The organism is Streptomyces sp. NPDC101151 (genome assembly GCF_044768335.1).
Classification (GTDB): domain Bacteria; phylum Actinomycetota; class Actinomycetes; order Streptomycetales; family Streptomycetaceae; genus Streptomyces.
This window is the reverse complement of record NZ_JBIWPP010000015.1, coordinates 125533-138321: the sequence shown is the minus strand read 5'-3', so window position 1 is coordinate 138321 and position 12789 is coordinate 125533. Positions and strand designations below refer to the sequence as shown.

Genomic DNA, 12789 nt, shown 5'->3' with positions numbered 1-12789 from the left:
TCTCTGCCTAGCTCTCGCTGTCGAGGACGGCGTCGTCCATGGCCAGGGCGTCCAGTTCCGCGTCGGTCAGGCTCTCGACGAGGTTGATGCTCTCGCTGATCGTTTCCAGGTCGAGCACGGCGGCGGATCCGGTGTTCCGCAGGCCTCGCGCCACCTCGGCCGCGAGGTCGGACAGCTGCCGTGCCTCGAAGATCGTCTGGACACGCAGTTCCACTCCGGTCCGCTGCTTGATCATGTTGATCATGCGGGTGACGAGCAGGGAGTTCCCGCCGAGCGCGAAGAAGTTGCTCTCCACGCCCAGGTGTTCGGCATCGGTGTCCAGCAGTTCGGCCCAGACCGCGGACACGATCCGCTCGGCTTCGGTGCGCGGTGTGGTGCCGTGCTCGTCGCGTGGCCGCGGGACCCCGGGATCGGGCAGGGCCGCGGTGTCGAGCTTGCCGTTGACGGTGAGCGGGAGTGCGTCCAGGACGACGTAGCCGGACGGCACCATGTACGGCGGCAGCGCGGCCCGCAGCGCGACGTCCAGTTCCTCCCTCAGGACCTGCTCGTTGGGCCAGCGCGGCACACGCAGCGTGGGGGGCGGCGCCGTGCCGGCTCCGGTCCCGGGTCCCGTGTCGGCGGGGCGCCGGGCGTAGAGGGAGTACGCCGGTGCGGGGTACGGCGCCGCGTCGTCCCGCTCGCTGACGACGTCGAAGCCGTGTTCCTCCAGCAGCGCCACCGTCTTCTTCAGTTGTCCTTCGGTGTCTCGGAGTTCGACGAGCAGCCGGCGGATCCTGGGCCAGTCGGAGTCGGTGATGCCGCCGAGCACGTCCTGCCCGGCGCTCTCCGTGTCCACCCTGAGCAGGTCGATCCGGTCGAGGCCCGCCCGGGCCATGGCCCGGGACAGGGTGGTGGTGGGTGCCGTCTCCACACCGGCCAGGCCGTGGTCGAAGACCTTGGCGTCGACGCCGTGCAGTGCCACGTTGCGGCGCAGCGCGTCCAGGGCGGCCGGAGCCTGCTCGAACGCGTGGAGCCTGGCCCCGGGGCAGGACAGGCCCGCGAACAGGGTGAAGAGTCCGACGCCGGCACCGGCGTCCACGACGCGGTCGCCGTCGCCGAGCGTGATGCCGTGTCGCAGAGGCCCCGGGTCGGTGAAGATCCTGTCGTAGAGGTACTCGGTCCGGCTCCCTTCGTGGTCGAAGACGGGCAGCCCGTTGGGGAGTTCGTGCACTCGGCCCATGGCGGCCGGTTCGGTGCGGGCCAGGTGCGCCAGTTCGCGCACCGTTCGCGCCGTACGGGCGGAGGGTACGACGTATCCGACCAGGCGCCGGTCGTCACCCTGGCCACGCACCACCACCCGGGCGTCGGCGACGGCGGGGTGCTCGTTGAGACGGGTGGTGATCTCGCCCAGTTCGATGCGGTAGCCGCGTACCTTGACCTGGCCGTCGGTGCGTCCGAGGAACTCCAGCGAACCGTCCGGCAGCCGGCGCCCCAGGTCTCCCGTGCGGTACATCCGCGCGCCCGGAACACCGCAGAACGGATCGTCCACGAAGCGCTCGGCGGTCAGCTCGGGCCGGTTGAGGTAGCCGCGGGCCACGGCCTCGCCGCCGATGACCAGTTCGCCCACCGCACCGGTGGGCACCGGCCGGCCGTGCCGGTCCAGCACGTACACGCTCAGGCCCGGCATCGGGCCGCCGATGGGCCTGGTCGTCAGGCGGGTGTCGGGCTCGGTCACGACCCGGTAGGTGCTGACCACGGTCGTCTCGGTGGTTCCCCACATGTTCACCAGCTCGGTCCGGTCGTTGACCGGCCGGCCGAACCACGGACCCAGCGTCGAGGCGTCCAGTTCCTCACCGCCGAGGACGATGGTCCGCAGCCGGTGCGGGGCACCGTCCTCGCCCTGCGCCGCGATCAACTGCCCCATTCCGGTGGGCGTCTGGCCCAGGACGGTGACGCCCTCCTCGCACAGCAGCGTGTAGAAGTCCCGCGGGCTGCGCGCCGTCTCCTGGGTGACCACTATCAGGCGGCCGCGGTGCAGCAGCGCGCCCCACATCTCCCACACGGTGAAGTCGAAGGCGAAGGAGTGGAACAGGGTCCACACGTCCCCGGGCCGGTAGCCGAACCATTCCTGCGCCGCGACGAAGAAGCGGGCGACGTTGCGGTGTTCGACCATCACGCCCTTGGGCAGCCCGGTCGAACCCGAGGTGTAGATCACGTACGCCAGGTCGTCCGGGGAGGCACCGGGCACGGGCGGCAGGTCCGCGGCGGGCAGTCCCGCCCAGCGGTCGGCGTCCCGCGGTACGTCGACGACGGAGGCGCCGCCGGCGTCCAGCCCCTCCGGGACCCCGCCGTCCACCAGCAGCACCCGGGGGGCGCTGTCCCTGAGCACATGGCCCAAGCGCTCGGCCGGCGCCGACGGATCCAGCGGGACATACGCGCCACCCGCCTTCAGCACCGCGAGCGCACACACCACCAGCCACTCACTGCGCGGCAGACACAGAGCCACCAACGACTCACGCCCCACACCCGACGCACGCAGATACCGAGCCAGCCGATTGGCCCGCGCATTCAACTCGCCATAGGTCAGCGACCGGTCCTCGCACTGCACCGCCACCGCATCCGGAACACCCCGCACCACCTCCTCGAACCACACATGCAGACGACGCCCGGCGCCGCCGCCGGGCTCCTCGGTCGTCGCCGGTTCCCAGGCGTACTCGGCGAGTTCGCGGCGCGCCATCGCGGACGGCAGCACCGGCAGTTCCAGCGCCGGACGCGCGGCGTGCTCCGCGGCGGACAGCGCGTCGACGAGGGAGGCCATGGCGGCTTCCAGGCAGTCGACGACGACATCGGCGTCCTGCGCCCGGTGGATCAGGGCCTCGATCCGGAACGACCGGCCCAGATCGTCGACGGAGACGGTCACTGGGTAGTTGCTGCGTTCGAGGACCTCGGACAGCGGGGTGATGCCGACCCGTTCGAGCAGGCGGCCGGTGCCGTCCTCGTCCGGCAGCCGGCGGTAGTTGAGGATCGCGTTGAACAGCGCCTGTTCGGGACCGGACAGTCCGCTGTGGGCCCGGGCCTCGCTGAGCGGCGTCTGCTCCAGGCGCAGGATGCCGTGCAGGACCTCCTCGGTCCGCCGCACCAGATCCCGCACGCTCCGGCCGGCCAGATCGAGGCGCACCGGCAGGGTGTTGATGAAGGTGCCGACCATCCGATCGATGCCGGCGGGGCCTTGCACGCGCCCGGACATGACCGTGCCGAACACCACGTCGTCGCGGTCGGCGCAGGCCGCCACGGTCAGGGCCCAGCCGGCGTGGAACAGCGTCGCGGGGCTGGTCCCCAGCTCGGCAGCCACCGCCCGGACCCTCCTGCCCAGGCCGTCGTCGAGCATCCGGCGCAGTTCGCGGACCTGCCGGCCGTCGCCGTGCACGTCCTGCAGTCCGAACACCACGGTCGGCTCGGTGATGTCGCCGAGCAGCTCGGAGAAGAAGCCGGAGGCGTCGGTGTCCTCCGCCCGGCGGCGGGTGTGTTCGACGAAGGCGCGATAGGGCACCGGGTCCGGCAGGGTGTCCGCCCGGCCCTCGATGTGCGCGACGATCTCGGCGAAGAGCAGGCCGAGCGACGAGGCGTCGTGGATGGTGTGGTGCAGGCTCATCGCCGCGTGCCACACACCGGTGCCCGGGTGTCGTCCGGTCCGCAGCCGGATCAGCGGGGCCTGGTCGAGCGGCATGGGCGCGGCGGCCCGGATCAGCTCGGCCAGCTGGTCCTTGGCGGGCGTGCCGGGCTGCAGCTCGATCTCGTCGACGGCGAGTTCCACGTGCCGCAGCACGGCCTGGACCGGGCTGCCGAGCCCGTCGGCGAGGATGACGGTACGCAGTGCGTCGTGCCGGGAGATCACCGCCCGCAGGCCCTGGACGAACCGGTCCAGGCGTGCGCGGTCCGCGAAGGAGAACAGCCCCGAGGAGACGTACGGGTCGTGTCCGCCGTCCCTGACGTGGTGGAAGAGCATGCCCTCCTGCATGGGTGCGAGCGGGTACACGTCCTGAAGATTCCCGGCACCGCCGGGTACCGCGGCGACGACCGCCGCCAGCTCGTCCTCGGTGAGGGACACCAGGGGCAGCATGGCGGGGGTGATACGGGTACTGCCCGCGGGAACGCCCACTGGCGCGAGGATCGCGTCCGTCGGCGTGTAGGTGGCATCGACCGGCGCGGCGACGACGTCCGCCGCGGCCGGGGCGACATCCGGCGGCGCGGGGACGGACTCCGCAGGGGCGACCGTGACGTCCATCGGTCCGGAGGCCGGGGCGGGTTCGGTACGCGGGGGCACCTCGGCCGGCTGTGCCGGGCCGGGGAGGTCCGCTTCACCCCTCACGGGTACCGGCTCCCCCGCCTCGGCGAGGCCCGCCGCACCCGCCGCCTGCGCCAGGGACGCGAGGGTGGGGGCCTGCAGAATCGTGGGCACCGTGCAGTCCAGCCCCCGCTCCAGAAGCAGCGCGGCGAACCGGTGGGCGAGCAGGGAGTGCCCGCCCAGGGCCTGGAAGATGTCGCCGGGGCCGAGTTCGTCGGGCCGGAAGCCGAGCACTTCGGCGCAGACCTCCACAACGATGCGTTCCCTGGCGGCCGTTGCCACCTCCGTAGGCGCGGGTTCTGCCGTCGCGGGCCGCACGCGTTCGGTCCGGGGGGTCACGGGCGCCGCCGTGCCCGTGCGGCCGAGCCAGTAGCTTCCCCGCTCGAAGGCGGTACCCGGCAGCGGTACCGGGCGGCGGCGCCGCGGGTGCAGCCCCCGCCAGGGGATCCGGGCACCGGACACCCACAGCTCGGCGAGCCGTTCCAGATCGCGGTCGGCGACCAGGGCGGAGAGGAACGCCTCGCCCCGGGCACCGTCGAGCACCGCCATGAGGGGGGCTGCCGCGCCCTCGGCGTTGCCCATGTGCACGGCTCCACCGCGCGGGGTGTCAGTCGTGTCCGAGCCGTCGCCGCCGGCCAGGCAGCGGGTGAGGGCGTCGCGCAGTTCCGCCACGCTCGCGGCCACCACGGCGAGCCGCTCGGGCATGGCCTCGCGGCCCAGTTGCAGCGTGTACGCGACGTCCGCGAGGTCCACGGCCTCGCTGTTGCCGAGGAACTCGTGCAGCCGCCGTACCGCCGTGCGCAGACGCGCCGGCCCGGCTGCGGACACCACCACCAGATGGGGTCCGGCAGCGGCCGGTTCCGCGGGGTCGGCCGCGGTCTCCGGCGGCGCTTCGATCACCAGGCTGACGTGACTTCCGCCCGCGGCCACGGAGTTGATCAGGGCGCGCCGGGCGACCGGGCGGCCCTGCGCGTCCGGCCGCTGTTCCCAGGGGGCCAGCCGCTCGCACAGGGCGAGCGGGCCGCCGTCCAGGCCGAGGTTGGGGTTGGGCTCACCGGGCTCGGCGAGCGGGACCAGCTCGCGGTGGAGGAACTGGAGGGCGACCTTGGTGAGCTGGGCGACGCCCGAGGCGGCCTCCGGGTGCCCGATGTTCGACTTCACGGAACCGACCGCCACGGGTTCGGCCGCGCCGTCGAACACCTCGCGCAGAGCGCTCAGTTCGATCTCGTCCGACAGTGCCGTGCCGTTGGCCGAGGACTCGACGTAGCCGATCGAGTCGGAAGCGACGCCGGCCCGCTCCAGCGCTCGGCGCATGACGGTGACCTGGGCCCTGCGGCTGGGGGTCATGAAGCTGTTGGCGCGGCCGCTGTGCAGCGAGGCGGTGCCCTTGATCACGGCGTGTACGACGTCCCCGTCGCGCAGTGCGGCGTCCAGCGGCTTGAGGAGTACGGCGCCCACCGCCTCGGCGGGGAGGTAGCCGTCGCCGTCGCGGAAGCTGCGGCTGCCCGGGTGGCTGCCCAGCATCCGCATCTCCGAGAGCGCGAGGAACTTGTCGGGGTGCGTGGCCAGGTTCACGCCGCCGGCGACGGCCAGCTCGCTCTCCCCGCGGTGCAGGTCGGCACAGGCGAGGTGGATCGCCATGGCCGAGGAGGTACACATGCTGTCCACCGCCAGGCTCGGCCCCTCCAGCCCGAAGAAGTGGGAGACCCGGTTGGCGATGAGGTTGTAGGAGGCGGTCGAGGTGAGTGCCGCGAGGGTGGGATCGGAGGGGTCCGCACGGTACAGCTGGTAGGCGGCTCCCACGTAGACGCCGACGCTTCGCCCGTACTGTCGCTCGATCACCTCCTGGGTGATGCCGCAGCCCTCCAGCAGCTCCCACACCGTTTCCAGGAACAGTCGCTGCTGCGGGTCCATCACCGCCGCCTCGCGGGGCGAGATGCCGAACAGCCCCGGGTCGAAGCGGTCGATCCCGTCGAGGAATCCGCCCCAGGTCCCGGTCGGGTGGATGCCCTCCCAGCGGTCGGCGGGCGGCTCGGTGACGCAGTCCGCGCCGTTGCGGAGGTGGGTCCACAGGGCGTCCAGGTCCTGCGCCTGCGGGTAGCGCCCGGCCATGCCGATGACAGCGACGTCCATGAACTCACCTCTGCGTTCGGCGCGCCCGCGCGGGGCGCGCTCCGGCGCGGTTGCGATCTGCGCGTCCTGGCCGGGGGATGCCGGCTTCGGGGTTGCGGGGTCCGCAACCGAGGACGCCGGTGATGTGGCGGGGGCGGGCCGGGGCTCACCCAGCAGGATGCGCAGCGCCGACGGGTGCTCGGTGGCGAAGTAGCGGGCCAGTTCCCTGAGGGTCGGCCGCTCCAGCAGCAGGGTCCTGGCCAAGGGGCCGAACGCCGCTTCCAGCCGGGTGGCCGCGGTGACGGCCAGGACGGAGTCCATGCCGTACCGCTCCAGCTCGACGTCGGGATGCAGACGCTCCGGAGCGAGCTTGAGGATGTCGGCGAGGACGCGCCGCAGATGGCCGACCGCGCGGTCCTCCAGGTGCCGGTTCTCGTCGCCCGCGGAGTCCGTCACCGCATCGGTTGCGGGCTGAGAGGGGCCGGTCCCGTCTCCGGAGCCTGCGGCCACGTCGCCCGGGCCGGCGGCGCGGCCGGTGATCCGGGGCAGCGCCTCGCGCCGGCCCGCGAACACGACGAGCTGCCCGTCCCCGGTGGCGTCCCGGTCGGTCAGTGCGCGGTGCAGCACGGCCAGCCCCGGCCCGGTCTCCAACGGGACCAGACCGAGGTTCCGCATCCGCTGTGCGACGACCTCGTCCGTTCCCATGCCGCCGTCGGCCCACAGCGGCCAGCCGACGGACACGGTCCTGCCCCTGCGCTCGCCCGAAGCGACGAGCAGGTTGCGGCGCACCGCGTAGGCGTCCATGAAGGCATTGGCGGCGGCGTAGTCGGCCTGGCCGAGGTTTCCGAAGGTGCCGCTGGCCGACGAGAAGCATGCGAACACCTCCAGCGGCTGGTCGTGGCTCAGCTCGTCGAGGTGGACGAGCCCGGCGACCTTGGGTGCCAGGACGCGCTCCAGCTCTGCCGGGGACTTGCTCACGATGAGCCTGTCCTCGGTGATCCCGGCGCCGTGCAGGATGCCGGTCAACGGGCCGTGCTCGCGGGTGACGTCGGCCAGCAGCCGGGCGACCGAGGTCCGGTCCGCGACATCCGTGCGCCGGTGCTCCACCGTCAGCCCGGCCCGGCGCAGCCCGTCCAGTGCGGACCGCTGGTCCCCGGTGAGTGCCGAGCGGCCGACGAGGATCACCGTGGCGTGCCGTACGGAGGCGGCGATGTCGTCCGCGACGATCCGGCCCAGGGCGCCGGCGCCCCCGGTGATGAGGTAGACGCCGTGCTCGCGCCAGGGAACGGTCGTGGCGCCGCCCGTGCCGACTTCGTCCAGCACCGCCGTGTACCGGCGGCCGTCACGGAACCGCACCTCGGGCTCGGGGCGGGGTGCGGCCTCGGCGGTGATCCGGGCGGCGACGGTGGCCGGGGAGGCTCCGTCGAGACAGTCCACGAGCTGTGCGTGCAGCAGCGGGTTCTCGTGCCCGGCGGTGCGCAGCAGCCCGGTCAGTCCGCGCAGGCAGGCGAGCCGGTCCCGCTCCGCTTCCGTGGCCGTCGGCTGCGCCAGCACCAGCTGGAAGAGCAACGGCCGGACGAGTCCCGGGCGCAGGATGTCCTGGATCTGTGTGAACACCTCGCGTGTGACGTCGGTGAACCGGCGGTCCACCGGGCCGTCGGCGGGTTCGACGAACCGGCAGTGGGCCTGCGGCGGGAGGGCGGCCCGCAGGGTGTCGCGCTCGTTCGCGGTGAGGGTGCCGACCACGGTCACGCGGTGTGCGGAGAATCCGCTCTCCTGGCCGGCCGCGGCTGCCGGCTCGCCGGCCGCCCAGCCCGGGCGCAGCAGCACCACGGCGCCGTCCTGCCCGTCGCCGGGGAGGTTCCGCCCCGCCTCGACGACTCGCTCGGCAGGAGCGTCGAGGTCGATCCAGCAGCGCTCACGTGCGAAGGGGTAGCCGGGCAGCGGTATCCGGCGCGGGCGCGGTTCCGCGGCGGCCGCACCGTCGGGACCGTTCGTCCGGTAGGCCGTCTGCACGGTCTCCCAGGGCACCTCGATTCCCCTGGCCCACAGGCGAAGCAGCCGGTCGCAGGCCGCATCGCGGAACCAGTCGTCGAGGGCGCCGGCCCGTTCCGCGTCGTCCGGTTCGGCTTCCGTGAGCACGCTGCCGCGCAGCCAGGCGCCCGGCCGCCCGGGGCCGGCGGCGAACTCGGCGAGCAGGGCCCTGGCTTCCGCGAGCGAGCCCGCCGAGAACGCCAGCCGCTCCTGCAGTGCCGTGCGGCCCGTCTGGAGCGTCCAGGCCGCGTCGGGCAGGTCGTCCTCGGTCAGCTCCGCCAGCCGCGCCGCCAACCGTTGGGCCTGCTCGACCAGTTGGGGCTCGCTCGCGGCGGAGAGCACCAGCAGCGCCGGCCGTCCGGCCGTCCGTGACCTCGGTGGCGGTGCGGGTGTCTCGTACTCGCTGAGGATGATGTGCGCGTTGGAGCCGCCCGCCCCGAAGCTGGAGACCCCGGCGACCCGCGGGCCGCTCAGGGTTTCTCCGCCGTCGGCCTCGCCGGGCCGCCGCCAGGGTTCCAGGCTCCGCTGTACGCGCAGCGGGGTGCCGTCGAAGTCGATGTGCGGGTTGAGGGTGCTCGCGTGCAGGCTGGGGACGAGCTGCCGGTGCCGCATCTGGAGCAGCACCTTGGTGACTCCGGCGATCCCGGCCGCGCTCTCGGCATGGCCGATGTTGGACTTGACCGACCCGATCGCACAGTGGTCCGGCAGAGGTCCGGCCGCCTCCAGGGCCCGCATGAGGCCGGCGATCTCGATCGGATCACCCAGCGAGGTACCGGTGCCGTGGGCCTCGATGTAACCGATCGAGCGGGCATCGATGCCGGACGCGGCCAGCGCCTCGCCCACGACCCGGCTCTGGGCCACGGGGCTGGGCGCGGTGTAACCGGGGGTGCGGCCACCGTGGTTGACCGCGGTGCCCTTGATCACGGCGTGGATGTGGTCGCCGTCCGCCACGGCGCGTGCCAGGGGCTTGAGCAGTACGGCTCCGACGCCCTCGCCGGGCACGTAACCGTCGCCGCCGGCGCCGAAACTGCGGCAGCGGCCGTCGCTGGAGAGGTAGTTGCGCTGCTCCAGCATCAGGTACTTGTTGGGATGCGAGGTCAGGTTCACCCCGCCGGCCAGCGCGGCTCCGCACCGGCCGCTGCGTATGGCCTCACAGGCCAGGTGGATGGCGGTCAGCGAGGACGAGCACATGGTGTCCACGCTCATGCTCGGTCCGGTGAACCCGTAGACGTACGACACACGGTTCGCCACCGACGACGCGCTCCCGGACAACGCCACCGGCAGCCCCCGCTCCTGGGCCTGTGCACCGTAGAGCTGGTAGTCCTGATACATCACGCCGGTGAACACGCCCACCGAACCGGAGGTGCGGCTGAGCAGCTCCCCGGTGTAGCCGGCGTCCTCCAGGACATGGTGCGCGCACTGCAGGAACAGCCTCTCGTGGGGGTCGAGGAGCTCCGCCTCCCGCAGCGAGATCTGGAAGAACAGCGGGTCGAAGAGGTCGATGCCGTCGAGGAAGCCGCCCCACAGGTCGCCGGTGCCGTCCGTGGCCGCCCGGCCGTGCGGCTCCCAGCGGTCGGCCGGCGGCCGGCGCACGCAGTCGCGGCCGGAGCGCAGGTTCTCCCAGAACTCGTCCAGGTCCGCCGCGTCCGGGTAGCGTCCGCTGACGCCGATGACAGCGATGTCCGTGTCCTGTGCGGTGGACGACCCCGCCTCGGTCAGCCGTGGGGCGGACTCCGAGGTCTCCGGCAGGGCGCGGGTGCTCAGCCCTGTCAGGTCGGCGCAGACGCGGCCCTGTTCGTCGAAGACCGTGACGTCAAGCAGGGGCCGCGCCGCGTCCGGGCCGCTGCCCGGCCGGTACCGGACCCAGGCGAAGGCCCGGTCGGCAGTGGCGCGGTATGCGTCCACACGCTCGACGGAGAAGGGCAGCGCGGGTCCGGACGACCGCTTCCGCGGATCGTCGTCCGTGAGACGGAGGCCCGCCATGGCCTGCAGGGCCCCGTCCAGCAGGGCGGGATGCAGCACGCACCCGGCCAGCGGGTCGGCGGCGGCGGGCAGGCGCAGTTCGGCCAGCACCTGCGGCTGCCCGTCCGCGTCGGTGCCCGTACGCACGAGGGTCAAGGAGCGTTGGGCGGGGCCGTACTCCAGGCCGGCGCCGGCGAACAGGGCGTACACGCGGGCCGCCGGGATCTCCGGCCCGGCGCATCCGGCCCGCACGTGGTCCAGCGGTGGCAGGCCGGGTTCGGTGCCCTCGACACGACGCGCCCGTCCCTGACAGCAGAGGGTGTCGCCGTCGCCCGGTGCCGCGATCTCGAACTCCATCAGGCCGCCGGCGGCCCGGCGCACGGCGACCCGCAGCTCCAGGCCCTCCGGTCCGCTCAGCGCGGGACGCAGCCATACGACGTCCTCCAGCCGCACCCGGGATGCGGGCGGAGCGTCGAGGGCGGCGGCCACCGCCGCTCGCGCCATCTCCAGGTGTGCGACCCCGGGCAGGGTCCGGGCACCGCGCACCAGGTGGTCACGCAGGTACGGCTCGCTGCCGTCGAGGCGGGTCAGGAACGCGGTTCCGTCGTCCGGCGCCAGCCGGGTGTGCAGCATCGGGTGTGCCGGCGGGCGGGCTCGGACCTGGCTGTCAGGCGCGGGACCCGGTGCCGTTCCGGGAGTGGGCGACGAGCCGGCGACGCTGTCGCCGTGCCGGTCGAGCAGGTGGGCCGACAGCCGTCGCACGGTCGGGTACGCGGAGAGCACGGCGGGTGTGAGAGCCAGGCCGTAGCGGTCGTTCAGGCGCTCCACGAAGGCGGACCGGCCGACGAGGTCGAAGCCGAGTTCCGTCAACTCGGTGTCCCGGTCGATCTCTTGGGGAGGCAGGCCCAGGAGGGCCGCTGTCTCGCCGCTCAGCTCGGCGCACAGGGCGTGCAGCGGGCCGTCGGGCCGAACGGCGTCCGATGCGGGGCCGTCGGGGCGGGACGGGGCCGCCGCGCGGGGCTCCGCTCGGGCTCCGGACTCCGCGAGGCGGGTTTCGAGCCAGGCCGCAAGCTGCGCGATGGTGGTGTATTCGAAGACGACGGTCGGGGACAGCTCCAGGGAGAGCCGCTCCTCCAACTCGCTCACCAGGCCCACGAGGGCGGCGGAGGTCAGTCCCAGGTCGTAGTAACCGGAGTGCGTCCCGACCTCTGCCGGAGACAGCCCTGACCGTGCCGCGACCAGTTCCCTCAGCAGAGCGACGAGAGGCTGTCCGGCTGCGGCCGCGGCGGTTGCCACCGGGGCCTCCGATCCCCCTGCGTCAGCCGTCGCCGTGTCCCGGACGTCGAGGGCCGCGGCGGTCGGCACCCGCTTGGCCGCGAGCCGGCCGACCTCGGCGACCTTGGCCCCCGTCGCGTCGTAGAACTCGGCCGTCAGTCGGATGAGTTGGTCGTCGCGGCTCGTCGAGGCGGCCGCGACCCTGACGTAGCAGCGCCTGCCCAGAGGTGCTGTCGCCCGGAACGACTCGAACACGAGGGGAAGGTAGAGAGCCACGTCCCCGTCTTCGTCGTTTTCGTCGTGCAGCATGTGGCTGTTCACGCTGCCGCCGAGCAGTCCCGCCTCGAACAGTGCCGGGTGGAAGAGGAAGCCGTCCGCGCTGTCCCGCTGCGCCGGGGGGAGTTCCAGCTCCACGACCCAGTCTCCGGGGCGGTGGTGGACCACACCGTCGATCTTCATCAGGCCCGAGTGGACCAGCTCGTGTTCCCGGAGCCAGGCGTAGATGTCGGCGAGGGGGGTCAGTCTGTCCGCCCCGCCGAGCGGGAGCGGCAGCCGCTCGGGGAAGGGGTCCGGTGCGCATCGGCGGGCCATGACCACCGCGTGCAGGACGTCCTCGGTGTCCTGCCGGCGCCGGCTGCGGACCTCGATACGCCACTCGTCCTTCGGCGCCGGCCGTGCTGCGACCGTGGTCAGGACCTGCTCGCCGGGCGCGACGACGAGCGGCGCGAGAATGGTGAGGTTGCGTAAGGCGACGTGCGCCATGGGATGGCCGTGCCGGGCCAGGACTTGCAGCACCAGATCCACATAGCCGACGCCCGGCAGAAGATTACGCCCGTACACGACGTGTCCGCGTAACAGGGGATTGTCAGTGGTGACGGTGAAAGTCTCGGTGAAGGTCGGCGAGTTGGCCATCGATATCCATCCCAGAACAGCATGGAAAATATCCGGACCCCGCAGGGGAAATTCCGGATGCGAACGTCACGATTCATTACGGACGGAAAGGGAGTCAAGAAACTGTCAGCCCGTGAAAGCTCAAGGGAGCCGTGCGAACTCGAAGGCCGTCGCTAGCCCTGGGACACAAG

Annotated in this window: 1 protein-coding gene; it reads right to left on the bottom strand. The window is 72.8% G+C overall.

Translation table 11 applies throughout. The features are described 5' to 3' along the window. Nucleotides 1-7 precede the first annotated feature (7 nt). The gene (locus ACIRU3_RS26245) at nt 8-12619 is read right to left on the bottom strand and encodes an amino acid adenylation domain-containing protein (RefSeq protein WP_404060718.1); all 12612 of its coding nucleotides are present in this window, start codon (nt 12617-12619) and stop codon (nt 8-10) included. Nucleotides 12620-12789 lie beyond the last annotated feature (170 nt).

Coding starts and splice junctions, on each gene's coding strand:
- ACIRU3_RS26245 (WP_404060718.1), bottom strand. CDS start 12,619: ATGGCCAACTCGCCGACCTTCACCGAGACTTTCACCGTCACCACTGAC.